28 protein-coding genes are annotated in these 24,259 nt (G+C 75.3%); 15 read left to right on the top strand and 13 right to left on the bottom strand.

Going from position 1 to position 24,259, the window contains the following annotated elements; all coding sequences use genetic code 11:
* Positions 1 to 9: 9 nt before the first annotated feature.
* Entirely contained in the window at positions 10 to 1,185 is a 1,176-nt protein-coding gene (locus HDA31_RS22370) for a cysteine desulfurase family protein (protein ID WP_178063711.1), read from the bottom strand.
* A 156-nt stretch (positions 1,186 to 1,341) separates the two neighbouring features.
* Between HDA31_RS22370 and HDA31_RS22375 the strand changes: the two genes are divergently transcribed.
* A complete protein-coding gene (locus HDA31_RS22375) occupies positions 1,342 to 1,998 on the top strand; it encodes an RNA polymerase sigma factor (RefSeq protein ID WP_178063710.1) in 657 nt (218 codons plus the stop codon).
* Positions 1,952 to 2,767: an anti-sigma factor gene (locus HDA31_RS22380; protein WP_178063709.1), complete on the top strand. Its 816-nt coding sequence runs from the start codon at positions 1,952 to 1,954 to the stop codon at positions 2,765 to 2,767. Before HDA31_RS22375 ends, HDA31_RS22380 begins: the two co-directional genes overlap by 47 nt.
* A 122-nt stretch (positions 2,768 to 2,889) precedes the next feature.
* On the opposite strand, the gene HDA31_RS22385 is transcribed toward HDA31_RS22380, so the two are convergent.
* From HDA31_RS22385 to HDA31_RS22400, 4 genes are all read right to left on the bottom strand, one after another.
* Complete coding sequence (locus tag HDA31_RS22385; RefSeq protein ID WP_178063708.1) at positions 2,890 to 3,849, bottom strand: electron transfer flavoprotein subunit alpha/FixB family protein; 960 nt, start codon at positions 3,847 to 3,849, stop codon at positions 2,890 to 2,892.
* Positions 3,850 to 3,861: 12 nt separating this feature from the next.
* Positions 3,862 to 4,641 (bottom strand): electron transfer flavoprotein subunit beta/FixA family protein, encoded by a 780-nt coding sequence (locus HDA31_RS22390; protein WP_178063707.1) that lies wholly within the window; start codon positions 4,639 to 4,641, stop codon positions 3,862 to 3,864.
* Positions 4,642 to 4,850: 209 nt separating this feature from the next.
* Positions 4,851 to 5,264 carry a hypothetical protein gene (locus HDA31_RS22395; protein ID WP_178063706.1) on the bottom strand — a complete coding sequence of 138 codons (414 nt, stop codon included), beginning with the start codon at positions 5,262 to 5,264 and terminating at the stop codon, positions 4,851 to 4,853.
* The gene (locus HDA31_RS22400) at positions 5,261 to 6,058 is read right to left on the bottom strand and encodes a GNAT family N-acetyltransferase (RefSeq protein WP_178063705.1); all 798 of its coding nucleotides are present in this window, start codon (positions 6,056 to 6,058) and stop codon (positions 5,261 to 5,263) included. Before HDA31_RS22400 ends, HDA31_RS22395 begins: the two co-directional genes overlap by 4 nt.
* Positions 6,059 to 6,099: 41 nt before the next feature.
* On the opposite strand from HDA31_RS22400, the gene HDA31_RS22405 reads away from it, so the two are divergent.
* From HDA31_RS22405 to HDA31_RS22415, 3 genes are read left to right on the top strand one after another with little or no spacing between them, the layout of a single operon-like run.
* The gene (locus HDA31_RS22405) at positions 6,100 to 6,492 is read left to right on the top strand and encodes a YidH family protein (protein ID WP_178063704.1); all 393 of its coding nucleotides are present in this window, start codon (positions 6,100 to 6,102) and stop codon (positions 6,490 to 6,492) included.
* The gene (locus tag HDA31_RS22410; protein WP_074473729.1) at positions 6,489 to 6,806 is read left to right on the top strand and encodes a DUF202 domain-containing protein; all 318 of its coding nucleotides are present in this window, start codon (positions 6,489 to 6,491) and stop codon (positions 6,804 to 6,806) included. Before HDA31_RS22405 ends, HDA31_RS22410 begins: the two co-directional genes overlap by 4 nt.
* Before the next feature lie 27 nt (positions 6,807 to 6,833).
* Complete coding sequence (locus HDA31_RS22415) at positions 6,834 to 7,238, top strand: PLD nuclease N-terminal domain-containing protein (RefSeq protein ID WP_178063703.1); 405 nt, start codon at positions 6,834 to 6,836, stop codon at positions 7,236 to 7,238.
* A 20-nt stretch (positions 7,239 to 7,258) separates the two neighbouring features.
* Here HDA31_RS22415 and HDA31_RS22420 read toward each other — a convergent pair whose 3' ends face one another.
* The 4 genes from HDA31_RS22420 to HDA31_RS22435 all read right to left on the bottom strand — a co-directional run bounded on the left by HDA31_RS22420 (position 7,259) and on the right by HDA31_RS22435 (position 11,627).
* Positions 7,259 to 8,068, bottom strand: coding sequence for an ABC transporter permease (locus HDA31_RS22420; protein WP_178063702.1), 810 nt, complete (start codon positions 8,066 to 8,068; stop codon positions 7,259 to 7,261).
* A complete protein-coding gene (locus HDA31_RS22425) occupies positions 8,065 to 9,039 on the bottom strand; it encodes an efflux ABC transporter ATPase subunit, DrrA-related (protein WP_178063701.1) in 975 nt (324 codons plus the stop codon). Before HDA31_RS22425 ends, HDA31_RS22420 begins: the two co-directional genes overlap by 4 nt.
* Positions 9,040 to 9,160: 121 nt before the next feature.
* Complete coding sequence (locus HDA31_RS22430; protein ID WP_178063700.1) at positions 9,161 to 10,783, bottom strand: acetolactate synthase; 1,623 nt, start codon at positions 10,781 to 10,783, stop codon at positions 9,161 to 9,163.
* A gap of 70 nt (positions 10,784 to 10,853) precedes the next feature.
* Positions 10,854 to 11,627 (bottom strand): enoyl-CoA hydratase-related protein, encoded by a 774-nt coding sequence (locus HDA31_RS22435; RefSeq protein WP_074473722.1) that lies wholly within the window; start codon positions 11,625 to 11,627, stop codon positions 10,854 to 10,856.
* Between the two features lie 99 nt (positions 11,628 to 11,726).
* Between HDA31_RS22435 and HDA31_RS22440 the strand changes: the two genes are divergently transcribed.
* The 3 genes from HDA31_RS22440 to HDA31_RS22450 all read left to right on the top strand — a co-directional run bounded on the left by HDA31_RS22440 (position 11,727) and on the right by HDA31_RS22450 (position 13,888).
* Positions 11,727 to 12,251, top strand: coding sequence for a DUF6232 family protein (locus HDA31_RS22440; RefSeq protein ID WP_178067145.1), 525 nt, complete (start codon positions 11,727 to 11,729; stop codon positions 12,249 to 12,251).
* A gap of 396 nt (positions 12,252 to 12,647) precedes the next feature.
* On the top strand, positions 12,648 to 13,130 hold the full coding sequence (locus HDA31_RS22445) for a DUF6232 family protein (RefSeq protein ID WP_178063699.1): 483 nt from the start codon (positions 12,648 to 12,650) through the stop codon (positions 13,128 to 13,130).
* A gap of 38 nt (positions 13,131 to 13,168) precedes the next feature.
* A complete protein-coding gene (locus tag HDA31_RS22450; protein ID WP_178063698.1) occupies positions 13,169 to 13,888 on the top strand; it encodes a hypothetical protein in 720 nt (239 codons plus the stop codon).
* Positions 13,889 to 13,951: 63 nt separating this feature from the next.
* Here HDA31_RS22450 and HDA31_RS22455 read toward each other — a convergent pair whose 3' ends face one another.
* Complete coding sequence (locus tag HDA31_RS22455; RefSeq protein WP_074473715.1) at positions 13,952 to 14,851, bottom strand: ribokinase; 900 nt, start codon at positions 14,849 to 14,851, stop codon at positions 13,952 to 13,954.
* 44 nt (positions 14,852 to 14,895) lie between these two features.
* Complete coding sequence (locus HDA31_RS22460) at positions 14,896 to 15,738, bottom strand: ABC transporter ATP-binding protein (protein WP_246384464.1); 843 nt, start codon at positions 15,736 to 15,738, stop codon at positions 14,896 to 14,898.
* A gap of 124 nt (positions 15,739 to 15,862) precedes the next feature.
* Here HDA31_RS22460 and HDA31_RS22465 point away from each other — a divergent pair, with 124 nt between their 5' ends.
* The gene (locus HDA31_RS22465; protein ID WP_178063696.1) at positions 15,863 to 16,798 is read left to right on the top strand and encodes an ABC transporter ATP-binding protein; all 936 of its coding nucleotides are present in this window, start codon (positions 15,863 to 15,865) and stop codon (positions 16,796 to 16,798) included.
* Positions 16,795 to 17,802: an ABC transporter permease subunit gene (locus HDA31_RS22470; protein ID WP_178063695.1), complete on the top strand. Its 1,008-nt coding sequence runs from the start codon at positions 16,795 to 16,797 to the stop codon at positions 17,800 to 17,802. The genes HDA31_RS22465 and HDA31_RS22470 overlap by 4 nt, the downstream gene beginning before the upstream one ends.
* Positions 17,803 to 17,907: 105 nt before the next feature.
* On the opposite strand, the gene HDA31_RS22475 is transcribed toward HDA31_RS22470, so the two are convergent.
* Positions 17,908 to 19,074 (bottom strand): ROK family transcriptional regulator, encoded by a 1,167-nt coding sequence (locus tag HDA31_RS22475; protein ID WP_178063694.1) that lies wholly within the window; start codon positions 19,072 to 19,074, stop codon positions 17,908 to 17,910.
* Between the two features lie 162 nt (positions 19,075 to 19,236).
* Here HDA31_RS22475 and HDA31_RS22480 point away from each other — a divergent pair, with 162 nt between their 5' ends.
* The 5 genes from HDA31_RS22480 (at position 19,237) to HDA31_RS22500 (ending at position 23,480) form a co-directional block, all read left to right on the top strand.
* Positions 19,237 to 20,733: a glycoside hydrolase family 3 N-terminal domain-containing protein gene (locus tag HDA31_RS22480; RefSeq protein WP_178063693.1), complete on the top strand. Its 1,497-nt coding sequence runs from the start codon at positions 19,237 to 19,239 to the stop codon at positions 20,731 to 20,733.
* Between the two features lie 149 nt (positions 20,734 to 20,882).
* On the top strand, positions 20,883 to 21,413 hold the full coding sequence (locus HDA31_RS22485; RefSeq protein WP_178063692.1) for a hypothetical protein: 531 nt from the start codon (positions 20,883 to 20,885) through the stop codon (positions 21,411 to 21,413).
* Positions 21,410 to 21,922 carry a thiol-disulfide oxidoreductase DCC family protein gene (locus HDA31_RS22490; protein WP_178063691.1) on the top strand — a complete coding sequence of 171 codons (513 nt, stop codon included), beginning with the start codon at positions 21,410 to 21,412 and terminating at the stop codon, positions 21,920 to 21,922. Before HDA31_RS22485 ends, HDA31_RS22490 begins: the two co-directional genes overlap by 4 nt.
* Complete coding sequence (locus HDA31_RS22495; RefSeq protein WP_178063690.1) at positions 21,864 to 22,562, top strand: TetR family transcriptional regulator; 699 nt, start codon at positions 21,864 to 21,866, stop codon at positions 22,560 to 22,562. The genes HDA31_RS22490 and HDA31_RS22495 overlap by 59 nt, the downstream gene beginning before the upstream one ends.
* A 489-nt stretch (positions 22,563 to 23,051) precedes the next feature.
* A complete protein-coding gene (locus HDA31_RS22500; RefSeq protein WP_246384463.1) occupies positions 23,052 to 23,480 on the top strand; it encodes a hypothetical protein in 429 nt (142 codons plus the stop codon).
* 46 nt (positions 23,481 to 23,526) lie between these two features.
* On the opposite strand, the gene HDA31_RS22505 is transcribed toward HDA31_RS22500, so the two are convergent.
* On the bottom strand, positions 23,527 to 24,189 hold the full coding sequence (locus HDA31_RS22505; RefSeq protein WP_074473702.1) for a GNAT family N-acetyltransferase: 663 nt from the start codon (positions 24,187 to 24,189) through the stop codon (positions 23,527 to 23,529).
* Positions 24,190 to 24,259: the final 70 nt, after the last annotated feature.

A 24,259-nucleotide genomic window follows, 5' to 3' on the forward strand; every position in this document is an offset into this window, starting at 1 on the left:
CGGGCGCGGTCAGCGGGGCGCGCGCAGGGCGGCGGCGCGGCGGGCCCGCTCCACCGCCGCCGGCAGGGCCGCCACGAGCGCGTCGACGTCGGCCTGGCCGCTGGTGTGGCCGAGGCTGAAGCGCAGCGAGGAGCGGGCCCGGTCGTCGTCGGCGCCCATCGCGATCAGCACGTGCGAGGGCTGGGCCACCCCGGCCGAGCAGGCCGAGCCCGTGGAGCAGGCGATGCCCTGGGCGTCGAGCAGCAGCAGCAGCGCGTCGCCCTCGCAGCCGGGGAAGGAGAAGTGCGCGTTGCCGGGCAGCCGGTCGTCGGGGTCGCCGTTGAAGACGACCTCGGGCACGGCGTGCCGGACCCGCCGCACGAGGTCGTCGCGGAGGGCGGCGACGCGGGCCGCGTACTCCTGCTGGCCCTTCACCGCCGCCTCGACGGCGACCGCGAAGGCGACGATGCCGGCGGTGTCGAGGGTGCCGGAGCGCACGTCGCGTTCCTGGCCGCCGCCGTGCAGCAGCGGGGTGGCCGCGACGTCGCGGGCGAGCAGCAGCGCGCCCACCCCCGCCGGGCCGCCGAGCTTGTGCCCGGTGACCGTCAGTGCGGAGACGCCGCTGGCGGCGAAGTCGACGGGCACCTGGCCGACCGCCTGGATCGCGTCGGTGTGGAACGGCACCCCGTGCTCGGCGGCCACGGCGGCCAGCGCCGTCACGGGCTGGAGGGTGCCGACCTCGTTGTTGGCCCACATCGCGGTGACCACGGCGACGGCGTCGCCGTGCTCGGCCAGCTCGGCGCGCAGCGCCTCCGGGTCGAGCCGGCCGGCGGGGTCCACCGGGAGCCAGCCCACCTCGGCGTCCTCGTGCCCGGCCAGCCAGTCGACCGCGTCGAGGACCGCGTGGTGCTCGACGGCGCTGGAGACCACCCGGCGGCGGGCCGGGGAGGCGGCCCGGCGGGCCCAGAAGATGCCCTTGACCGCCAGGTTGTCGCTCTCCGTGCCGCCGCCCGTGAAGATCACCTCGGAGGGGCGGGCGCCCAGCGCGGCGGCCACCCGCTCGCGGGACTCTTCGACCCGGCGGCGGGCACGCCGGCCCGCCGCGTGCAGTGACGACGCGTTGCCGACCTCGCGAGCGGCGGCCACGTACGCCTCCAGTGCCTCGTCGAGCATCGGAGTCGTCGCCGCGTGATCCAGGTATGCCATCGCCGTTCAGCCTACTGACCGGCCCCGCGCCGGCCCGACCCCGGAGGTCGCCCGCGCCCCGGGGCGGGGAGGCCCCGGGGCGCGGGCGGTGGTGCGAGGCAGGTCCTGCACCACCTGAGGCCTTCAGGAACCTCGATTCGTCACAGTGTGGGCGCGATGACCGCGGGAGTTACAGTCGGGCATGCTCCACGGAAGGCGAACCGCCCGGTGACAGCGGTGCAACAGGAACCCGAGCCACCACCCCAGGACGACCTCGCCGAGCGGTTCCGCGCGGGTGACGAGGCCGCCCTGCGCCAGGCGTACGACCGGTACGGCCGGGCGGTGCTGCACCTGGCCACCAGCACGCTGGCCAACCGCAGCGACGCGGAGGACGTGACCCAGGCGACCTTCGTGGCGGCCTGGCTGGGGCGGGACACCTTCGACCCGACCCGGGGGTCGCTGATCGGCTGGCTGCTCGGCATCGGCCGGCGCAAGGTGGTCGACCGGCTGCGCTCCTCGGCGCGGGAGACCCGCGTGGTGGAGACGGTGCGGCAACTGCCCGACCCGGCCCCGACCGGCCCGGACCCGGACACGGTCGTCGACCGGCTGGTGGTGGCCGACGAGCTGGCCCGGCTCCCCGACGAGCAACGCCGGATGCTGGAGTTGGCGTTCTACGACGACCTGACCCACCAGCAGATCGCGACGGTGACCGGGGTGCCCCTGGGGACGGTCAAGAGCCACATCCGCCGAGGTATGGCGAGCCTGAAACGCAGATGGGAGGTGGACGGTGCAGCACCTGGACCACGACCGGCTGGTCTTCCTGGCGCTCGGTGAGAGCGAGGCGGACGACGGTGAGGCCCGCCACCTCGACGCCTGCGCGCACTGCCGGGCCGAGGTGGACGGCCTGCGGCACGTCGCCGGCCTCGGTGCCGGCACGCAGGGCCTGGGCGACCTGCCCGACCCGCCCGAGCACGTGTGGCAGGGGATCGTCGCGCAGGTCGCGGCGGCCGAGGCGCTGCCCTCGCTCGGCGACCGGCGCGCCGCCGGGCCGCCGGCGACCGCCCCGACGCCGGGCAGCGGCGCAGGAGCGGAAAGCGGCGCAGGAGCGGAAAGCGGCGCGGCGCGGCCCGGGCGGGCCGGTGGGCGGCGTCGCCGGCTGCCCCGCTGGGCGGTCACGGCGGTCACGGCGGCCGCCGCCGCAGCGGTAGGCGTGGTGGGCACCTTCGCCGTGCTGTCGGGCCGGGCCGACGAGCCCCGGGCGCCGGAGCGCGTGGTGCTGGCCAGCGGGACCCTGTCCGCGTACGGGACGACGCCGCGCGACGCCAACGGGGACGCCCGGGTGTTCACCGACAACCAACTGCACCTGCACGTGGCGAATCTCCCGGCGGTACCGGGGTACTACGAGGTCTGGCTCATCGACCCGGCGACCATGCGGATGTTCTCGGTCGGCGTGCTGAACTCCGGCACGGGGGACGCGCTGCTACCGTTGCCGCCGAACGTCGACCTCCGGACCTACTCGGTGGTGGACGTCTCCGCCGAGCAATACGACAACAAGCCCGCCCACTCCGGCGACAGCCTGCTGAGGGGCACCCTGACGGGCTGATCGGCGGGCCGGATCAGCTCCCCGGCCCGCCGATCAGCTCCCCGTCGACAACGGCGGAAGGGGGCCACCCGATCCCGGGTGGCCCCCTTCGGCGTCTCGCCCGGGTCGCCCCGGGGAGCGGCTCACTTGCGCTTGCGGATCTCCTCGGCGGCCTGCGGCACGACCTTGAACAGGTCGCCCACCACGCCGAAGTCGGCCAGCTCGAAGATGGGCGCCTCGCCGTCCTTGTTCACCGCGACGATGGTCTTCGAGGTCTGCATGCCGGCCCGGTGCTGGATCGCCCCGGAGATGCCCAGCGCCACGTAGAGCTGCGGGGAGACCGTCTTGCCCGTCTGGCCCACCTGGAACTGGTGCGGGTAGAAACCGGAGTCGACGGCCGCGCGGGACGCGCCGACGGCCCCGCCGAGCAGGTCGGCCAACTCCTCGACCAGCTTGAAGTTGTCGGCGTTGCCGACGCCGCGCCCGCCGGAGACCACCACGGACGCCTCGGTCAGCTCGGGGCGGGAGCCCTTCTGCTCGGCGACCCGGTCGACGACCCTGGCCAGCTTGTCGGCGTCGCCCACCGTCACGGTGAGCTGCTCGACGGCGGGCGTGGCGGGGGCCGGGGCCGGGGTCAGCGAGTTCGGCCGCACGGTGACCAGCGGCAGGCCCCGGGTGACCTTCGACGTGACGATGGTCGAGCCGGCGAACGCGACCTGCGTGGCGGTGCCGTCGGCCGCGAGGGCGACCACGTCGGTCAGGATGCCGTTGTCCAGCTTGACGGCCAACCGGGCGGCGATCTCCTTGCCCTCCTGGGCGGAGGCGAGCAGCACGGCGGCCGGCTGGACCCGCTTGACGAGGTCGGCCAGCACGGTGGCCTTCGGGGCCACCAGGTAGCCGTCGATCTCCTCGCTCTCGGCGGCGTAGATCTTCTCCGCGCCGTACTCGCCCAGCTTCGCGCTCAGCGCCTCGGCCGCGCCGGGGCCGCCGAGCACGACCGCGGCGGGCGTGCCGAGCTCGCGGGCGAGGGTGAGCATCTCCAGGGTGACCTTCTTGACGCCGAACTCGCGGGTGGCTTCGACGACGACGAGAACCTCAGACATGACCTGCACCCCTCACACGAACTTCTCGGTGGCGAGGAACTCGACCAGCTGCGCGCCGCCGGAGCCCTCGTCGGTGACCTTCGCGCCGCCGGAGCGCGGCGGGCGCTTGCTGTGCTCCAGCACCGTGCTGGTCGCGCCGTCGAAGCCCACCTCGGCCGGGGCGACGCCGAGGTCGGCCAGGGAGAGGGTGCGCACCGGCTTCTTCTTGGCGGCCATGATGCCCTTGAACGAGGGGTAGCGCGGCTCGTTGATGGTGTCCCAGACGGAGACGACGGCCGGGGTCGAGGCGGTGACCACCTCGTAGCCCTCCTCGGTCTGCCGCTCCACGGTCAGGGTGGACCCGTCGACGGTGAGCTTGCGCGCGCCGGTCAGCGCGGCGACGCCGAGCCGTTCGGCGATCATGTGCGGCATGACCTGGACCCGGCCGTCGGTCGACTCGGCGCCGCAGATCACCAGGTCGGCGGCGAGTTGACCGAGGGCGGCGGCGAGCACCTTCGAGGTGGCCACGGCGCAGGAGCCGTGCAGGGCGTCGTCGACGACGTGCACGGCGGCGTCCGGCCCCATCGACAGCGCCTTGCGGATCGACTCGGTCGCCCGGTCCGGACCCATGGTCAGGATCGTCACCTCGCCCCCGTGCGCCTCCTTGATCTTCAACGCCTCCTCGATGGCGTACTCGTCCATCTCGTTGATGACGTTGTTCGCCGAACCGCGGTCGACGGTGTTGTCGTCAGGACGCAGGTTGCGGTCCGCGCCCGAATCGGGCACCTGCTTGACGAGTACGACGATGTTCATCGCGCTTCGACGACCCCTCCTGTTGGTGTGGCGATCCCTCGCCAGGTCACGGGCGCAGCCTCCCGCGAAACTTAACGATCGGTCAACCACGGGCTGCTGTGCACTTGCCCACGCGCCAATGTTACCCACAAGTAGCATCGACCCCCGGGGGCCTCAGGGTGACACAGCTCACCGCGCGCCCGGCCGCCGGGGCGCGCCGCCGCACGGGGTCAGGCCGGCTCGGCCAACGCGCCCCGGATCCGGTCGATCACCTCGGCCTCGGCCGGCGTCACCCCCCGGTGCGCCCGCGCCACCCGGTCGGCGGCGGCCAGCACCAGCGACCGGTACGCCGCCACGTCCCCCGGCGACTTCGCGCGCAGGATCCCCACCGCCCGACCCAGCGCCGGCAGCACCACCGCCTCGACCTCCAGGGCCGAGTCCCGGGGCAGCCTCGGCAGCGGGCCGGTGGTCAGCGCCTCCTTCACCGGGCCACTCGCCCCCGCCATCGCCCCCGACGCGGCGAAGCTCTCCCGCAGCATCGCGAACATGCCCGGGTCGGCGTTCGACACCAGGAAGACCGCGCCGAACGCGCCCGTCTTCAGGGTGAGTCGTTCCTCGTCCGTCAGCGGCTGCCCCATGGTCACGGAGTGTAGATGTAGGGCGTGGTGGTGGTGACCGGGACGAGACCCAACCGCTGGAGGATCGGCCGGCTGTCCTCGGAGGCGTCCACCTGCAACAGCGTCCGGCCCCGCTGGGCGGCCAGCCGCGCCCGGTAGCCGACCAGCGCCCGGTAGATGCCCCGGCGACGCCACTGCGCGAGCGTCGAGCCGCCCCACAGCGTCGCGAAGCCGGTGCCCGCCACGTAGCGCACCCAGCCGGCGCTGACCACCGTCTCCCCCGCCTCGGCGACCACCACCGTGATCGACTGCGGGTCGGCGGCGATCTCCTTCTCCAGCCCGTCGGCAAGGTGGCCCCGGGACTCGCCCCAGACCTCCTCCTCCATGGCCACGATGCGCTCCAGGTCGGCGCGGGCGGTCACCTCGCGCAGGCGTACCCCCTCGGGGGTCACCGGGAGCGTGGCCGCCAGCGGCACGACCGGGCCGATCACGACGGTCTCCCGCTCCTGCGGCACGAACCCGGCGGCCCGCAGCCGGTCCGGCAGGTCGGCGGGCTCGTCGTGGCCGTGCAGCTTCCACTCCACCGACTCGCCCCGCGCGCGGAAGAGCTCCACCTGGCGGGTGATCAGCGCGTCCAGCGCCGCCCCGGTCAGGCCGTCCAGGTCGCGGTACGTCAGGAAGCCCCCGTGGTCCAGGCCGAGGATGCGCACCAGCGGCCCGTCCCGCTCCACCGTCACGCCCGCCGGCAGCGGGTCCGGGGCCCACGCCTTGAGCTGGTTGTCGTACGCCTCGCGCAGCGTCATCGCATCAAGATCAGTCACCCGTCCAACCTAGGCCCTGGACAAAGCGGATAATCGGCGGCGTGTGGGAGACGGTACGGCGGTGGTTCGACCCGCGGGAGCTGCGGTCGGTGGGCAGCACGCCCGACTACCGCTTCTCCCTGGCCAACGAGCGGACCTTCCTGGCCTGGCTGCGCACCGGGCTGGCCCTGGTGGCCGGCGGGCTGGCCGCCGCCCAGTTCCTCCCGCCGCTGCCGCTGGCGCACCTGCGCGAGGCGATCGCCATCGCGCTGCTGCTGCTCGGCGGCACCGTCGCCGTGCGGGCCGTGGACCACTGGGCCCGCACCGAACGCGCCATCCGGCTCGGCGAGGAACTGCCGGCGTCCCGCTTCCCCGCCGTGCTCGCCCTCGCCGTGGGGCTGGGCGCGGTGCTGCTGGTGATCGCGGTGCTGGCCCGCGCGGTCGGCGGCCGGTGACCGTCGGCCGCGCCCCGGCCGGCGACCCGGGGCTGCAACCCGAACGCACCCGCCTCGCCTGGCGGCGCAGCCTGCTCGCGCTCACCGCCGTCACCGTGCTGACCGTCCGGCTGGCGCTCACCGGGGACGCCACGGGGGCGGTGCTGGCCGGCGCGGCGGTCGCCGGCTGGGCGGCCGCCCTCGCCCTGTGCTGGGGCCGGGCCGTCGGGTCGGGCCCGGTCCGCGCCACCTCCCGCACCATGCCGGCGCTGGCCCTCGCCGCCGCGTGGCAGGCCACGCTGGGCGTGCTGCTGGTCCTGCGCGGACTGGGTTGACGGGCGCGGGTGCGCCATGATGGGGAGATGGCCCGCCTGTACGTCCTGCTCTTCCTGGTCCAGATCGCGCTCGCGGTGTGCGCGCTGATCAGCTGCCTCTCCGCCGAGGAGGGGGCGATCCGGGGGCTGCCCCGGTTCGCCTGGGTGCTGGTCATCCTGTTCTTCCCGCTGGTCGGCGCGATCGCCTGGTTCCTCGCCGGCCGGCAGCGCCCCGCCGGAGGGCCGGGCACGCCCCGGTCGGCCGCCGGCGGTCCGCGCCGGCCGCTCGCCCCGGACGACGACCCGGAGTTCCTCGACTCCCTGGCCGAACGCGCCCGGCGGCAGGACGCCGAGCTGTTCCGCCGCTGGGAGGAGGACCTGCGCCGGCGCGAGGACGACCTGCGCCACCGCGAGGGCGACCCGCCCCGGGAGGAGAACCGCCCCGAGGTGTGACCGGGCCGCCCCGGCGGGCGTCAGACGCGACGCCGCAGCGCCCGGACCGCCAACGGCGCGAAGACGGCGGCGAGCACGACGGCCCAGATCATCGCCTGGATCGCCGGGCCGACCACCGGGCCGCCCACCAGCAGGCCGCGCAGGGCGTCGGCCAGGATCGTCACCGGGTTGACCTCGACCCAGTGCTGGAGCCAGCCCGGCATCCGGTCGGTGGGGACGAAGACGTTGCTGGTGAAGGTGAGCGGGAAGATCACCGTGAACCCGAAGATCTGCACCTTGTCGGGCTCGCTGACCAGCACCCCGACCAGCACCGAGATCCACGCCGCGGCCAGCGAGAACGCGAGCAGCAGGGCGAACGCGCCGAGCAGCCCGAGCAGCCCGTTGCCGAGCCGGAAGCCGAGGATCGCCCCGACGCCGATCAGCAGCGACACCGACCAGGCCTGCTTGACGGTGTCGGCGAGGATCCGTCCGGCCAGCGGGGACCAGCGGGCGATCGGCAGGGCGCGCAGCCGGTCGAACACCCCCTTGGTGAGGTCGGTGTTGAGCCCGAACCCGGTGGTCATCGTGGCGAACAGGGCGTTCTGCACGATGATGCCGGGCAGGGCGAAGGTGAGGTACTCCCCCGGCGAGCCGGAGATCGCCGTGCCGAAGACGTACGTGAAGAGCAGCACGAACATCACCGGCTGGATGCTGAGGTCGAGCAGCTCCATCGGGTTGTGCTTGATCTGCACCAGGCTGCGCCAGGCCAGGGTGAGGGTGTGCCGCAGCCCGGCCCCCACGCCGATGCGACGGGCCGGGGCGAGCGGGGTGTTGACGGTGGCGGCGGTCATGCCGGCGTCCTCTCCAGGTCGGCCCCGGACGGGCTGTCGGGCTCGGCGCGGTGGCCGGTGAGGTGCAGGAACACCTCGTCGAGGCTGGCGCCCCGCAGGGCCAGCTCGGCCACGGGGATCTCGGCGTCGTCGAGGCGGCGGACCATGGCGGGCAGCACCCCGGGGCCGTTGACCGCGACGGTGACGGTGCTCTGGGCGACCTCCGGGCTGGCGGCGGCGGCCTCCCCCGCGATGGCCACCACGGTCGCCAGGTCGGCCGGGTCCACCGGGCGGACCGTGAGGACCTGGCCGCCGGTCTTGGCCTTCAGCTCCTCCGGGGTGCCGTGGGCGATCACCCGGCCGTGGTCGACCACGGCGATCTCGCTGGCCAGTTGGTCGGCCTCCTCCAGGTACTGCGTGGTCAGCAGCACCGTCACCCCGTCGGTGACCAGGCCGCGCACGGTGTCCCACAGGTCGTTGCGGCTGCGCGGGTCGAGCCCGGTGGTCGGCTCGTCGAGGAACAGCACCTGCGGCCGGCCGACCAGGCTGGCGGCCAGGTCGAGGCGGCGGCGCATGCCGCCGGAGTAGGTCTTCGCCGCCCGGTCGGCGGCGTCGGCGAGCTGGAACCGGGCGAGCAGCTCCCGGGCCCGGGCCCGGGCGTCCGCCCGGGAGAGGCCGAGCAACCGGCCGATGAGCAGCAGGTTCTCCGTGCCGGTGAGCGCCTCGTCGACCGAGGCGTACTGGCCGGTCAAGCCGATGAGCTGGCGCACCCGGTGGGCGTCGCGGCGCACGTCGTACCCGCCGACGGTGGCGTGACCCTCGTCGGCGGCGAGCAGGGTGGCGAGCACCCGCACGGTGGTGGTCTTCCCGGCCCCGTTGGGCCCGAGCAGCCCGTACACGGTCCCGCTGTGGACCGCGAGGTCGACTCCGGCGAGGGCCGTGGTGGCGCCGAAGCGTCGCACCAGGCCCTCCGCCCGGATCGCGTACGTCATGGAAACTCCTGTCGTCTGTGCATGTGTCACGCCAACTGGCCGACGGCACTGACAAACTGCCGAGCCTCGGCTGACGTTACGACGACAGACGCCGCGAGTCCCCCGAATTAAGCGGTGGCGCTCAGGCCAGGTTCGACGAGCGGGGGTACGCGTCGGCCGGGTCGGTGAGCACGTTGACCAGGTAGGGCACGCCCGAGGCGAAGGCCCGCTCCAGGGCCGGGGCGAGGTCGCCGGCCTTCTCGACCGTCTCGCCCGCCCCGCCGAGGGCCTCGACGACCTTGTCGTAGCGCAGGCCGGGCTGGAGGTCGGCGGCGACGTCGTAGCCGTACATGGCGCGCATCGGGTGCTTCTCCAGCCCCCAGATGCCGTTGTTGCCGACCACGATCACGACGGGGAGCTTCTGGCGCACCAGGGACTCGACGTCCAGCAGCGAGAAGCCGGCCGCGCCGTCGCCCATCAGCACGCAGACCTGCCGGTCGGGGTGGCTGACCCGGGCCCCCATCGCGTAGCCCATCCCGGTGCCGAGGCAGCCGTACGGGCCCGGGTCGAGCCAGGTGCCGGGCTGGGCGGGCTCCAGGTACTTCCCCGCGTACGAGACGAAGTCGCCGCCGTCGCCGATGGTGATGGCGTCGGGGGCGAGCACCCGGCGCAGCTCGCCGTAGACGCGGGCGGGGCGGATCGGGTCGGTCTCGGCGGCCATCGCCTCGGCGTCGCGGGCCTTCGCGGCGTCCTCGGCCTCGCGCAGCCGCGCGATCCAGTCGTCGTGGTCGGCCCGGTCGCCGGGGTGCTCGGCGAACGCGGTGAGGATCAGCCGCAGGTCACCGGCGGGCGAGGCGGCCGGGGTGACATGGGTGGCCCGCTGGCTGGGCGCGTCGACCACGTGCACGACCCGCGCGTCGCCGAAGTCGCCGAAGGCGAGCCGGAAGTCCAGCGGGGTGCCGACCACGACGACGACGTCGGCGCCGGACAGGGCGGCCCGGCGGGCCTTGGCGAAGGCCAGCGGATGCGACGGGGGCAGCGCGCCGCGCCCCATCCCGTTGGTGAACACGGGCACCCGCAGCGCCTCGGCGGCGGCACGCAGGGCGTCGACGGCGTCCCCGGCGTACACGTCGGAGCCGGCGATGAGCACCGGGCGGTGGGCGGCGGCGATCAGCCCGGCGGCCCGGGCCACCTCCTCCGGGTCGGCCTCGATCGGGGCGGGCGCGACCGCCTCGGGCAGCTCCGCGTCGCCGACGGAGAAGATCGCCTCCAGCGGGAAGTCGAGGAAGACCGGGCCCCGGTGCGGGGTGAGCGCGGTGGTCAGCGCCGCGCTCACCGCGCGCGGGATGTCGTCGGCGCCGAAGACCGTCTCGGCGTGCTTGGTGACGGGGGCGACCAGCGGCAGGTGGTCCATCTCCTGGAGGCTGCCGGAGCCCCAGCGGAACTGCGGGGCCCGGCCCCCGAGCACCAGCACCGGCGAGGCGTTGAAGAAGGCGCTGGTCAGCCCGGAGACGCCGTTGGTGACGCCGGGCCCGGCGGTGAGCACGGCGAGGCCGGGGCGGCGGTTGAGCTTGGCCACCGCCTCGGCCGCGAACACCGCCGACTGCTCGTGCCGCACGTCGTAGAGCGGAAAGCCGGCGGTGTGCGCCGCGTCGTAGAGCGGGAAGACGTGCCCGCCGGAGAGGGTGAACATCTCGCGTACGCCGTGCGCGCGCAGCGCCGCGAGCGCCAACTGTCCGCCGTGACCCTCGACCCGCTCCGTCATCGCCGCTCCCCTCGCCGTGGCCGGAGTCACACGCTACTGGCCGGTAGGCGGAATGTGAACCAGGCTCGGGTCAGCGGCCGGTGAAGTCGGGCTTGCGCTTCTCGACGAAGGCGGCCATCCCCTCGCGCCGGTCGTCGGTGGCGAACAGCGCCGCGAAGAGCTGGGTCTCCCAGGCCAGGCCCGAGGTGAGGTCCATGTCCAGGCCGGCGTCGACCGCCAGCTTCGCCGCCCGCAGCGCCTGCACCGGCCCGTTCAGGTACGGGGTGACCAGCTCGACGGCGGCGGCGTACACGTCGGCGGCCGGCACGACCCGGTCGGCCAGGCCGATCCGCAGCGCCTCCTGGGCGTCCACCATCCGACCCGACATGATCAGGTCCTTCGCGCGGGCCGGGCCGACGAGCCGGGCCAGCCGCTGCGTGCCGCCCGCGCCGGGGATGACGCCCAGCTTGATCTCCGGCTGGCCGAGCTTCGCGTCCTCGGCCACCACCCGCCAGTCGCACGCCAGGGCCAGCTCGCAGCCGCCGCCGAGGGCGTACCCGGTGATCGCGGCGACCACCGGCTTGGGGATCCGGGCGAACGCGCCCAGCGCGCCGGACAGGTCCGCCGCCCGCTCCGCCATGTCCACGTAGGACATGACGGCCATCTCCTTGATGTCCGCGCCGGCCGCGAAGACCTTCTCGCCGCCGTACACGATGACGGCGCGGACCCCGGGGTCCGCGGTGGCCTCCGCAGCGGCGGCGCGCAACTCCTCCTGGACCTGCTTGTTCAGCGCGTTCATCGGCGGCCGGTCCAACCGGATGGTGCCGATGCCGTCCTTGGTCTCCAGCCGCACGAACTCGCTCACGCTGCCCTCACTTCCTCGTCGAAGTCGCGTGCCAACCTTACGGCCCGGATCGTTGGGGCAGATAGTCTGATGTCCGCCCCTGCCCCACCGGAGGCCGCCATGGTCACGTACTACGACGACAGGTCGGTGCAGGTCACCTCCACGGCGGTGCGGGCGGACGGCCGGACGTACCCGCTGGCCGAGATCAGCGTGGTCTGGCACCTGCGCGGCAGCCGGTCCTGGCGGGTCCTCGCCGGCCGGGGCGCGATCGGCGCGGCGCTCGCCGCCCCGCTGGTCGCCGCCGCGCTGGGGGTGGCGCTCGCCCTGTGGCTGCACCGCTCGTTGACGGTCACGATCGCCATCGTGGGGGCCTCCGTGCTGGTCGGGCTCGCCGTCGGGCCGGTCGCCGACTTCCTCTTCGAGCGCCTGGACCGCTCGTACGCCCGGGGCAGCCGCCAGTGGGAGCTGTGGGCCCGTTGGCGGGGCCAGCCGGTGCGGCTGGTGCAGACGGGCGACGCGCTGCGCTTCGGGCAGATCTACCGGGCGGTGCAGCGGGCGGTGGAGGCGGGGCAGGCGGAGACAGGGCAGGCGGAGCGGTTCGGCCGGACCGGCGGCCGCCCGCCGGGAAGCGCCGTCAGGCCGTAGCGCCCCGGCGCGGACCCCGCCCGGCGCCCCGGCCCGCCCCGGCCCGTGCGCGGCGGGCCCGTGCCCGGCGGCCGTGCGCGGCGGCCCGAGGAAGGCGGCCCGTGCGCGGCGACCCGAGGGAGGCGGATCCCGCGCGGCCCCGCCCAGCAAGGGCTTCAGCCAGACTAGGGAGCTGATGTCGTAGCTGGATCAGGCTCCGGCCCGGCCCGGCCCGGCGCGGCCCGGCCCGGCGCGGCCGGTGCAGTGACCAGCCGGGAGAGGGCCCGGTGCGGGGCCGGACCGGGGCGGGGACGCCGTGCCCGGGGCGGGCGATGTCGTAGCTGACTCAGCTCCCTAGCGCGCCGAACATCCCTCGCCGGGCTGGGCGGGCACGCCCGGCGGCGGTTAGGCTTGGTGATGGCCATCTATTACCAGGACGACGCGGTGCAGGTGACCTCCGAGTCGATCCGGGTGGGTGGCCACACCATCCTGCTCACCGACGTCACCTACGTCTGGCACGCGCGCGGGCGCACGACCCTCGCCGTGCGCGGCCGGGTGATCGGTCGGGGCGTGCTGGTGCTCCTGCTGTCGCTCCCGCCGCTGGTGGCGCTGGTCTGCGTGGTGTCGCTCGCCTGGTCCGCGCAGGACCGGGGCAACTGGACCCTCGCCCTGATCATCCTGGCCGCCTGCGCGGTCGGCGCGCTGGCCCTGGTCCCGTTCCTGGAGGTGCCGCTCGGCTGGCTCGACCGCTCGTACGAGCGGGGCAACCGGGTCAACGAGCTGTGGGTGCAGCACCACGGGCGGGAGGTGATGCTGCTGAGCATGCCGGACGCGCTGCGGTTCGGGCAGATCTACCGCGCCGTGCAGCGGGCCGTGGAGCAGCAGGGCGACCGGGGCTGACCGGGCGGCACTGGCCCGCCCCGCGCACACTGGAGGGCATGGTGCTTCCCCTCCCCCGGCCGTCCGCCGTCGTCGGCCTCACCCGCTCCGCACTCGACCAGGCGCTCGGCTCGGCGGCCTCCGTCGCCGCCCTGCCGGCCCGCGCCTTCGCGCTGCTCGACGGGGTGGAGGCGCTGCTGCACCGGGTCAACGGGGTGGTGGACCGGATCGAGGGGACGCTGGACCGCACCGACCGGGTGCTCGACGACGCCGAGAGCGCCGTCCGGGAGGTCGCCGTGATCAGTGCCGCCGCGACCACCGCGATCGACACCGCCACCGAGGTCGCCGCCGCCGCGGCCGTGGTCGTCGGCGAGGCCGAGCGGGTCTCCGCCGCCGCCGGCACCGTGGTCGCCGAGGCCGGCGCGGTGGCCCACCACGCCGCGGGGACCGTGACCGCCGCCGCCGCGGCGGCCGGCACCGCGGCCGAACTGCTGGCCGCGTACGAGCCGGCGCTGCGCCGGGGCGCGCCGATGGCGGCCCGGTTCGTCGAGCAGCTCAGCCACGAGGAGGTGACCGCGGCCATCCGCCTCGTCGACGAGCTGCCCAAGCTCAGGGAGCACCTGACCGCCGACGTGCTGCCGATCCTGGCGACGCTGGACCGGGTGGGCCCCGACCTGCACGACCTGCTCGACGTCACCCGCGACCTGAAGCTCGCCGTGGCCGGCATCCCCGGCCTCGGCATGCTCCGCCGCCGGGGCGAGAAGCTGACCGACGAGTGAGCCGACCCGGCGGGTGGGGCCGACCGGGACGGGTCAGGCCGGGACGGGTCAGGCCGGGACGGGTCAGGCCGGCGGGGCGTAGAGCTGGTCGATCTCGGCCCGGCTGGGCAGGGCCACGGACGCGCCGAGCCGGCGTACGCAGGCCGCGCCGGCCGCCGCCGCCCAGTGCACCGCCGCCCGCAGGTCCCGCCCCTCGCCCCAGGCCACCGCGAGCGCGGCCGTGAACGCGTCCCCGGCGGCGGTCGAGTCGACCACCTCCACCCGCACCGCCGGGACGTGCACCGGCGCGGCGTCGCGCGCGACGTACCAGGCGCCCGCGCCGCCGAGGGTCAGCACCGCGCGGGGCACCAGCGCGAGCAGCGCGCCCGGGTCGTCGCGCCCGGCGCCGGTGAGCATGCGCGCCTCGGTCTCGTTGACCACCAGCAGGTCCACGGCGTCGAGCAGCTCCGCCGGCACGTGCCGGGCGGGCGCGGCGTTGAGGATCACCCGGGTGCCGGCGGCCCGGGCGGCCAGCGCCGCCTCGGTCACCGTCGCCACGGGGATCTCCAGCTGGGCGACCAGGACGTCCGCGTCGCGTACGGCGGAAAGCTCGGCCTCGGTGAGGCCGGTGAACGCGGCGTTCGCGCCGGGGGTGACCAGAATGGCGTTCTCGCCGTCGGCGCTGACCATCACCAGGGCGACGCCGGACGCCCCGTAGACCACCCGGAGATGTCCGGTGTCGACGCCCGCCGCCGTGATCCGCGCCCGCAGGGTCACCCCGAACGCGTCGGAGCCGATCGCGCCGAGGAAGGCGCAGGACGCCCCGGCCCGCGTGGCGGCGACCGCCTGGTTGGCCCCCTTGCCGCCGGGCACCATGACGAAGTCGCTGCCGAGCACCGTCTCGCCGGGGCGGGGCAGGGCCCCGGCGGTGGCCACCAGGTCCATGTTGGCGCTGCCCACGACGGCGACGCGGGTCTGCCGCACGGTTGCCTCCCTTGCTCCGGCCACTGCGGCCGCACGGACGCGGCTCAGGCGGAGCGGGCCGTCCAGCGGTCGCCGTGGCGCTCGACCGTCAGCGGCAGGCCGAAGGTCTTGGCGAGATTGTCGGCGGTGAGGGTGTCGCCGAGCAGCCCCTGGGCCACCACGACGCCCTCGCGCAGCAGCAGCGCGTGGGTGAACCCGGGCGGGATCTCCTCGACGTGGTGGGTGACCAGGACCAGCGCCGGGGCGTCGGGGTCGGCCGCCAGCTCGGCCAGCCGGGCCACCAGGTCCTCGCGCCCGCCCAGGTCGAGGCCGGCGGCGGGCTCGTCGAGCAGCAGCAGCTCGGGGTCGGTCATCAGCGCGCGGGCGATCTGCACCCGCTTGCGCTCCCCTTCGGACAGGGTGCCGAAGGCCCGGTCGGCGAGGTGCCCGACGCCGAGCTGGCCGAGCAGGGCGCGGGCCCGCGCCTCGTCGGCGGGGTCGTAGCTCTCCCGCCAGCGCCCGACCACCGACCAGGCGGCGGTGACCACCGCGTCGGTGACCAGCTCCTCGGCGGGCACCTGCCCGGCGAGGGCCGCGGTCGACAGGCCGATGCGGGTGCGCAGCTCGTTGATGTCGGTGCGGCCGATGCGCTCGCCCAGCACGTGGGCGACGCCGGTCGTCGGGTGCAGCCGGCCGGCGGCCAGGTTCAGCAGGGTGGTCTTGCCGGCCCCGTTGGGGCCCAGCACGACCCAGCGTTCGTCCAGCTCGACCCGCCAGTGCACGTCGTGCAGCAGCGCGGCGCCGGACCGGCGTACGGCGACGCCGTCCAGGCTGACCACCAGATCCGCGTCCACGGGGCTGGCGGCGGGGGCGGCGGCGGGGGCGCCGGGGATCAGGTCACCAGTCACCCGCCCATCCAACCACGCACCTCCGCACCGCCCCCCACGGGCGGCGTCCACGCCCTAGGGTGGGGCGCCGTGTCGTTGGTCACCGCACGGGGGAGGCGCGGATGTCACACCGGGAGCACGTCGGATGAGCGCGGTCATCGAGATCGAGGGGCTGCGCAAGACGTTCCACGGCCCGTACCGGAGCCGGCACGTCGCCGTGGACGGCTTCGACCTGCTGGTGGGGCGGGGCGAGGTGCACGGCTTCCTCGGGCCGAACGGCTCGGGTAAGACCACCACGCTGCGCGCCCTGCTCGGCCTGGTCCGCGCCGACTCCGGCAGGATGCGGCTGTTCGGCGAGGACGTCCCGCGCGCGCAGGCGCGGGTGGCCGCCAAGGTCGGCGCGATCGTGGAGACCCCGCAGTTCTTCGGCAACTTCACCGGGCACCGCACGCTGCGGCTGCTCGCCCTGGCCGGCGGGGTGCCGACCCGGCGGGTCGACGAGGTGCTGGCGCAGGTGGGGCTGCTCGACCGGGGCGAGGACGACGTGCGGGGCTACTCGCTGGGCATGCGGCAGCGGCTCGCGGTGGCCTCGGCGCTGCTCAAGGAGCCGGAGTTGCTGATTCTCGACGAGCCGGCGAACGGGCTGGACCCGGCCGGCATCCGGGAGATGCGGGACCTGATGCGGTCGCTGGCCGACGCGGGGATGACCGTCCTGCTGTCCAGCCACATCCTCGGCGAGATCCAGCTGATCTGCGACCACGTGACGATCGTCTCGGCGGGGCGGCGGGTGGCCTCCGGCCCGGTCGCGGAGGTCCTGGCCGGCCACGACCGACACGAGTGGCTGGTGCGCGTGCCGGAGCCCGAGCGGGCGGCGGAGCTGCTGCGCGCCGCCGACCTGATGGTGGACGAGCGCCCCGACCACCTGGTGGTCGGCGGGGTGTCCGACGCCGGCGAGGTCAGCCGGCTGCTCGGCGAGCAGGGGCTGTGGGTGCGCGAGCTGGTCCCGCTGCGGCCGGACCTGGAGAGCGTCTTCCTGGAGCTGACCGACGGCGGCACGCACGACGGGGAGGCAGGGGCATGAACCTGGTCCGGGCCGAGTGGGAACGGCTGGCGGCGCGCCGGTTCGTGCGGCTCATGCTGGCGCTGCTGGTGCTGGCGTTCGCGATCACGGCGGCGACCGCGCTGGTGGGTTCGCACCGGCCGTCGTTCACCGAGATCGCCGCTGCGCGACAGAGCGCCGCCGCGGAGCGGCAGGCGTTGGAGGAGACGTTCCAGCAGTGCTTGGCGGCCGTACGCGGGACGCTGCCGCCGGAGGAGGCCCAGGACTACCCGCCGGACTGTTCGGTGTTCGACCCGGGGCAGCGCGACCGGCTGCCGGTGACCGCCGACTATCTCCACGGGGTGTTCACCTTCGCCGACCAGGCCCGGCCGCTGCTCTACTTCCTCGTCTTGTTCCTGGTGCTGTTCGGGTTCCTGGTGGGTGCGTCGTACATCGGGGCGGACCTGTCCACCGGCGGGGTGGTGAACCTGTTGATCTGGCGGCCCCGGCGGCTCGCCGTGCTCGGCGCGAAGCTGGGCACCCTGCTGGGGGCGGTGACGCTGCTGTCGGTGCTGGCGTCGGCGGCGTACCTGGGGGTGTTCTGGCTGATCGGGCAGGGCGCCGGGCTGCCCGGGGCGACGGGCGGGGACTTCTGGCCGTCGCTGGGGCTGGTCTGGCTGCGCGGGCTGGTGCTGGTGCTGCTCGTCACGACGGCCGGCTTCGCCCTGGCCACGCTGGGCCGGCGGACGGCGGCGGCGCTCGGCGCGGTGACCGCGTACGCGGTGGTGTGGGAGCTGGGCCTGCGGGTGGTGGTGGAGGTGGTGGGCCTGCCGCGCGGCGAGGACTGGATGCTCTCCACGTATCTCGACGCCTGGCTGACGGGCCAGGCCCGGCTCTCCGACGCGACCGCCTGCCGGGGGGTGGGCGGCTACTGCGACGGCAGCTACCAGATCGGCTGGGGGCTCGGGCTGGTGGTGCTGCTGGTGCTCGTCGGCGCGCTGACGGCGGCGGCGTTCGGCGCGTTCCACCGCCGCGACCTCAGCTGAGCCGACCGCCGGGCGCCACACCTCGCCTGGCCGCCCGCCAGGACGGCGACACCTTGCAGCACCCCGCGCGGTGGTGAAGAATTCCTTCACATGAGCCGCGCGGGGTCAGCCCACGGTGCTGCCGAAGACCTCGTCGCGCACCGCGTCCAGGGCCGTGCGCAGCGCGCCGTGCAGGATCGGCTCCTCGGTCAGCCCGGTCGGCACCACCCGGGGCCGGACCAGGGTGATCGCGGCCACCTCGTGCTGCACCCGCTCGGCGAGCGCCGCCCCGCCGGCCTGGCCGACCTCGCCCGCGAGCACCACCAGCGGCGGGTCGAGCACCACGCAGGTGCTCGCCACGCCCAGGGCCAGCCGGCGGGCCAGCTCGTCGAGCAGCGGGCCGCCGACGGCGATCGCCGCGCGCACCGCGTCGGCCGCCGAGTCGGCCGGCAGCCCGTGCTCCCGGGCCACGGCGAGCACCGCGTCGGCCCCGGCGAGCTGCTGGAACGCCGGCTTGGCGCGGCGCGACACGTCGCGCGGGATGGGCACGCCGGGCACCGGCAGGTAGCCGATCTCGCCGGCCGCGCCGCTGCTGCCGTGGTGCAGCCGGCCGCCGAGCATGATCGCCAGGCCGACGCCCGCGCCCACCCAGACCAGCACGAAGTCGCGGTTCTCCCGGGCCGCCCCGGACTGCGCCTCGGCCACGGCGGCCAGGTTGACGTCGTTCTCGAAGACCACCGGGGTGGCCAGGTCCTCGCGCAGCGCGGCGAGCAGGCCCCGGTGCCAGCGCGGCAGGTTGAACGCGAACGTGATGTCGCCGCTGGCCGGGTCGACCAGGCCGGGGGTGCCCAGCACCACCCGGCGCACGCTGGACAGCTCCGCGCCCGCGCCGCTCGCGGCTTGGACGACGGCGTTGTGCACCACCCCGACCGGGTCGTCGGTGTCCCGGGTGGACTGCTCCACCCGGGAGACGACCGCACCGGTGATGTCCGCGCAGGCGGCCACCACCCGCTCGGCGCCGACGTCCACCCCCACCACGTACGCCGAGCCCGGCCGGACGGCGTACAGCTGGGCGTTCGGGCCCCGCCCGCCGGCCTGCTCGCCGACCCGGGCGACCAGGCCGCGTTCCTCCAGCCGCTCGACGAGCTGGGAGGCGGTGACCTTGGACAGCCCGGTCAGCTCGCCGAGCCGGGCCCGGGTCAGCGGCCCCTGCTCCAGCAGCAGCTCCAGCGCCGCGCGGTCGTTGAGCGCCCGCAACAGGCGGGGGGTGCCGGGCAGGCGGGTCGCACTCATGCCACGTCCTCAAATTTTCGTAAACTTTGCTAACCAAACCGACACGCGGGTGACCGTAGCGTAACGGCCGCCCCGGACCTGGGTACTCGGACGACCCGGCACCCGCCGACGCCTCCGGTACGACGACCGCGCCCGACCGGGCACGGCAGAGGGGAGACCTCCGTGGCGACCGATCCTGGACTGCGCCGGCTCGCGCTGGGCACGCTGCTGGCCGCGTACCCGGGGCCGGTCCCGCCGGACTGGGCCGTCGAGCTGGTCGCCGAGGGGCTCGCCGGGCACACCCTGTTCGGCACGAACGTGCACGACCCGGCCCAGGTGGCGGCGAGCACCGCCGCGCTGCGCGCCGCCCGGCCCGACGTGCTGGTCGCGATCGACGAGGAGGGCGGGGACGTGACCCGCCTCGCCCACGCGACCGGCAGCCCGTACCCGGGCAACGCCGCCCTCGGCGCGGTCGACGACCCGGCGCTGACCGGGCAGGTCTACGCGGCGATCGGCGGCGAGCTGGCCGCCCTGGGGATCACCGTGGACCTCGCCCCGACCGTGGACGTGAACACCGCCGACGAGAACCCGGTGATCGGCACCCGCTCCTTCGGCGCGGACCCGGCCCGGGTGGCCGCTCACTCGGCCGCCGCCGTCGCCGGCCTCCAGTCGACCGGCGTGGCCGCCTGCGCCAAGCACTTCCCCGGCCACGGCGCGACGGTCGCCGACAGCCACCACGAGCTGCCCACCGTCGACGCGTCCCCGGCGCTGCTGCGCGAGCGCGACCTGCCCCCGTTCGCGGCGGTCGTCGACGCCGGGGTCCGGTCGATCATGACCGCGCACATCCGGGTGCCCGCGCTCACCGGCGACGGCCCGGCCACCTTCAGCCGCCCGGTCCTGGTCGACCTGCTGCGCCGCGAGCTGGGCTTCACCGGGGCGGTGATCACCGACGCGCTGGAGATGAAGGGCGCGGCGCTGGCCGCCGGCGGCGTCGGCCCGGCCGCCGTCCTGGCGCTCGCCGCCGGGGCGGACCTGCTCTGCATCGGCGCGCGGGTCGACGCCGGCCTGGTCGAGCGGGTCGCCGCCGAGATCGTCGCCGCGCTGCGCGACGGCCGGCTGGGCCGGGCCCGGGTCGAGCAGGCCGCCGGCCGCGCCGCCACGCTCGCCGCCGGAACGCGGGCCGCCGCGCACGCCGCCGCCGGAACGCGGGCCGCCGCGCACGCCGCCGCCGGAACGCCGGCGCCCACCCCCACCGACCTGGGGTACGCCGCCGCGCGGCGCGCCGTCCGGGTGGAGGGCGACGTCGTCGGGCTGGGCCGGCCCCTCGTCGTACGGCTGGAAGCCGCGACCACGATCGCGCAGGGGCGGGTGCCGTGGGGCCTCGGCCCGCACCTGGCCGGGTCGGAGGAGATCCGGGTGGTGGCCGCCGAGGCGGACGCGGCGGCCCTGCGCGCCCACGCCGGGGAGCGGCCGATCGTGCTGGTCGGCCGGCACCTGCACCGGCTGCCGGGCGGCGCGGCGCTGGTGGACGCGCTGGCCGCCGCGCACCCGGTGGTCGTGGTCGAGATGGGCTGGCCGGGGCGGTGGCGGCCGGCGGGGGCGCGCGCGTTCGTCACCACGTACGGCGCGAGCCACGCCAACGGCCACGCGGCGGCCCGGGCGCTGGGCCTGACCGGCTGACGGCCGGCCGCCCGACTTCCTGACCGCCCGCCGCCCGCCTTCGGGCCGGCCGGGGCGCACCCCGCCGCCGACCCACTCTTGAACGCGTTCAAGTCGTGCCCTACGCTGAGCACGACCTGATTTTGAACGTGTTCAAGAAAGGTGCCGGGATGGACGTCAAGGTCTGGATGTACCTGGTCTACCTCGCGGTCAGCATCGGCCTGACCGTCTGGGTGGCGCGGTCGCTGTCCCGCAACGGGCTGGTCTTCCTGGAGGAGGTCTTCGCCGACGAGCGGCTGGCCCGCGCCGTGAACAGCCTCCTGGTCGTCGGCTTCTACCTGCTCAACCTCGGCTACGTCACGGTGGCGATGCGACACCGCGACCCGGTCACCGGCACCAGCGAGGCGATGGAGGAGCTGTCCCTGAAGGTGGGGCTGGTGCTGCTGGTGCTCGGCGCGCTGCACTTCTTCAACGTGTTCGCGCTCGGCCGCTACCGCCGGGGCCGGCTGCGCCAGCTCGCCACGCACCCCCCGGTGGCACCCGTCGCCCGGCTCGCCCCGCCACCCGCCCGGCCCGGCCCGCACGCGCCGCACGTGCCGTACCCGGTCGCCCCGCAGCCCACCGGCCCGCAGCCCGCCGGGCCCCCGGCCGCCCCGCACGGTGGCGCGCCCGGCACCGGGCCGGTCCCGCCGGCGCGATGAGCGGACACCCGGCCGTTCCGGCGGGCGACGCCGGTCCCACCGCGCACGGGGGCGGTGGGACCGGCGGCCTCACCGTCCTCTACGACGCGCACTGCCCGCTGTGCCGGGCCGCCCGGCGCTGGCTGGCCACGCGCGCCCAGCTCGTACCCCTGGAGTTCGTGCCGGCCGGGTCGGTCGAGGCCCGGCGGCGCTTCCCGGGCCTCGACCACGACGCCACGCTGCGGGACCTGACCGTGGTGGCCGACACCGGCGAGGTGTACGCGGGCGACGGGGCCTGGTTCGCCTGCCTGTGGGCGCTGGCGGACCACCGGGCCACGGCCGAGCGGCTGGCCCGGCCGCACCTGATGCCGCTGGCCCGGCGGGTGGTGGCGACCGCCTCGTCGATCCGTGCGCTGGTCCGCGAGGAGTGGGACGGATCGGCCGGCCCCGAACCGGGATACGGTGACGACGATGACCGAGCAGACTGCGCCGACGACCGCTGCGGGCGAGGCGGCGACCGTCCGGGGTGAGCAGACGCGGCGGCTCATCCTGGACACCGCGCTGCGGATGTTCCGGGAGCGCGGCTACGCCCGCACCACCATGCGGGCCATCGCCCAGGAGGCGGGCGTCGCGGTCGGCAACGCGTACTACTACTTCGGCTCCAAGGACCACCTGATCCAGGAGTTCTACGCGGGCACGCAGGTGGAGCACCGGGCCGCCGCGGCGGCGGTGCTGGCGCGGGAGTCCGGGTTCGGGCAACGGCTGGCCGGGGTGCTGCACGCGGGCCTCGACGTGCTCACCCCGTACCACGAGTTCGCCGGGACGTTCTTCAAGACCGCGGCCGAGCCGACGTCGCCGCTGAGCCCGTTCTCCGCCGAGTCCGCCGCGCCCCGGCAGGCGTCGGTGGCGCTGTTCCGCGAGGTGCTCGACGGCTCGACCGCGAAGGTCGACCCCGAGCTGCGCCCGGAGCTGCCCGAGCTGCTCTGGCTGGCGTACCTGGGGATGATCCTCTACTGGGTGCACGACCGCTCCCCCGGGCAGGCGAAGACCCGGCAGCTCGTCGACGGGGCGGTGCCGCTGGTCGACCGCCTCGTCGGCCTGTCCCGGCTCCGGGTGCTGCGCCCGGCCACCCGCCAGGCGATCACCCTGATCCGCACGCTGCGTCACTGACCCTCGGGCGTCAGGTTTCGCTCATCCGCAGGTCAAGTCCACTAGACGACACCCCCGACCCGCCGACACCCCTTGCCCACCGCCAATCTCGTTACGTAGCGTCATGGGCGGAACAGCGGCCGGCGGAGCGACCGGCCGCCCCATGGGGAGGGCCTGGGGGGAGGCCGCGCGGATCGTGGATCCGGCCCGGGATCCACGATCCGCGCCGCGCCCTACCGCCCCAACTTGCCACCCTTTATGGATAGCTGTCGTTGATTCGACAGCTTTTCGGCATCGACGCGAGAGCTGACCTTTGGGATGCTTTGCGTCATTGACACGCTCTGATCCATCGGTTCCCGATCCTTCCCCATCGCAGGATCCCGCTGGTTTCCGGCGAGCGGAAGGAAGGGGCCCCGGCCCGCCAGGCTTTGGCATCGTCCTGTCCGCCTGCCGGTCCGTCCCGTCCGGCAAGACAGACCGAAGGGAGCCATCGTGCGTCACGTCCGCAGGGTGCTTGCACTCGTCCTGTCCACGGTGACCATGAGCGGCGCATTCGTTGTCGCCCTCGCGTCACCCTCGCAGGCCGCCGTGTCCTGTTCCGGGACTGTCACCTACAGCGAGAGCTACGGTCCCGGCGAATTGACGATCTTCTACAACACCTCCAACGGCGGCACGAACAGCGCCTGCTTCTACCACAAGGGCGCGGCGTACGGCGTCGCCGCACCGACCTACGTACGCGCGTACCGATGCACGCAGCAGTCCGGCGAGGGGCAGCCATGCACGGTGGCGGCCAGTTCCAGCGAGGACTTCGGAAACTACGCCTACTACGCCGGGCCGCGAGGCGTCACGGGCACCGCGAACTACTGCGTCGCCGCGGTCGGCTACATCGACTGGCAGGGTTACCGGTACACGATCAGCAGCGGGCGACAGGGCTGTTGACCCGACTGGGCTGACCGGGGACGCCGGCCGGGGCCGGGACGCCCGCCTACGGCGGATAGACCCCGTACGACCGCCAGCCCCGGTCCGGGAAGCCGGCGGCCTCCGCCACCCGCGCCGACGCGCCGTTGGCCGGGTCGTGCCGGTAGGTGGGCACGGCCCCCTCGTCGAGCACCCGCCGGGCGGCCTGGGCCACCAGCCGCCGGGCCAGCCCCCGGCCCCGGGCGGCCCGCACCGTGCCGACGGCCAGCTCGTGACCGTGCGCGTCGTGCCGCTTGATCGCCACGCCGGCCAGGTACCGCCCGTCGGCGTCCCGCACCACCAGCACCTCGCGGTCGAACAGCCCCAGCCACCGGGGCAGCCCCGGCTCGGTCGGCGCGACCCACTCCCCCACCTCCGGCAGCGGGGCCGGGGCCAGGGTCCACCGGAACACGTCGTCGTTGGGCACCCAGCGGGGGTGGGTGACGGCACCCGGCAGGCCGGCGAGCAGCCGCCGGTGCGACCGGGCGGCGAGCGCCCGGACGGCCGGGACGTGCCGGGGCGCGACCGAGAGCACCGTGCCGTGCCCGTCGCCGACCGCGATCGCCGGGCGGAGCCGGCCGTCCCAGGCGGGCAGGTCACGCCGGTACGAGCCGACCACGTGCAGCCCCGGCCCCGGCGGCCACCGCCCGAGCCAGGTCACGAGGTGCAGGTACAGCCGCCGGTCGCCCACCGGTCGCCTCCCTCCGCCGCGCCCGCCGGGGGCGCCGACATGATCACGGTACGCCGGTGGGCGCGCAGCC

The organism is Micromonospora carbonacea, from assembly GCF_014205165.1.
In the GTDB taxonomy this organism is placed as follows: Bacteria; Actinomycetota; Actinomycetes; order Mycobacteriales; family Micromonosporaceae; genus Micromonospora; species Micromonospora carbonacea.

Bases quoted from the DNA above. Each gene is read 5' to 3' on its own strand.
- HDA31_RS22370 (WP_178063711.1), bottom strand. From the start codon at position 1,185: ATGGCATACCTGGATCACGCGGCGACGACTCCGATGCTCGACGAGGCA.
- HDA31_RS22375 (WP_178063710.1), top strand. From the start codon at position 1,342: ATGACCGCGGGAGTTACAGTCGGGCATGCTCCACGGAAGGCGAACCGC.
- HDA31_RS22385 (WP_178063708.1), bottom strand. From the start codon at position 3,849: ATGTCTGAGGTTCTCGTCGTCGTCGAAGCCACCCGCGAGTTCGGCGTC.
- HDA31_RS22390 (WP_178063707.1), bottom strand. From the start codon at position 4,641: ATGAACATCGTCGTACTCGTCAAGCAGGTGCCCGATTCGGGCGCGGAC.
- HDA31_RS22415 (WP_178063703.1), top strand. From the start codon at position 6,834: ATGGCCCGCCTGTACGTCCTGCTCTTCCTGGTCCAGATCGCGCTCGCG.
- HDA31_RS22420 (WP_178063702.1), bottom strand. From the start codon at position 8,068: ATGACCGCCGCCACCGTCAACACCCCGCTCGCCCCGGCCCGTCGCATC.
- HDA31_RS22425 (WP_178063701.1), bottom strand. From the start codon at position 9,039: ATGACGTACGCGATCCGGGCGGAGGGCCTGGTGCGACGCTTCGGCGCC.
- HDA31_RS22430 (WP_178063700.1), bottom strand. From the start codon at position 10,783: ATGACGGAGCGGGTCGAGGGTCACGGCGGACAGTTGGCGCTCGCGGCG.
- HDA31_RS22440 (WP_178067145.1), top strand. From the start codon at position 11,727: ATGGTCACGTACTACGACGACAGGTCGGTGCAGGTCACCTCCACGGCG.
- HDA31_RS22445 (WP_178063699.1), top strand. From the start codon at position 12,648: ATGGCCATCTATTACCAGGACGACGCGGTGCAGGTGACCTCCGAGTCG.
- HDA31_RS22450 (WP_178063698.1), top strand. From the start codon at position 13,169: ATGGTGCTTCCCCTCCCCCGGCCGTCCGCCGTCGTCGGCCTCACCCGC.
- HDA31_RS22465 (WP_178063696.1), top strand. From the start codon at position 15,863: ATGAGCGCGGTCATCGAGATCGAGGGGCTGCGCAAGACGTTCCACGGC.
- HDA31_RS22470 (WP_178063695.1), top strand. From the start codon at position 16,795: ATGAACCTGGTCCGGGCCGAGTGGGAACGGCTGGCGGCGCGCCGGTTC.
- HDA31_RS22475 (WP_178063694.1), bottom strand. From the start codon at position 19,074: ATGAGTGCGACCCGCCTGCCCGGCACCCCCCGCCTGTTGCGGGCGCTC.
- HDA31_RS22485 (WP_178063692.1), top strand. From the start codon at position 20,883: ATGGACGTCAAGGTCTGGATGTACCTGGTCTACCTCGCGGTCAGCATC.
- HDA31_RS22490 (WP_178063691.1), top strand. From the start codon at position 21,410: ATGAGCGGACACCCGGCCGTTCCGGCGGGCGACGCCGGTCCCACCGCG.
- HDA31_RS22495 (WP_178063690.1), top strand. From the start codon at position 21,864: ATGACCGAGCAGACTGCGCCGACGACCGCTGCGGGCGAGGCGGCGACC.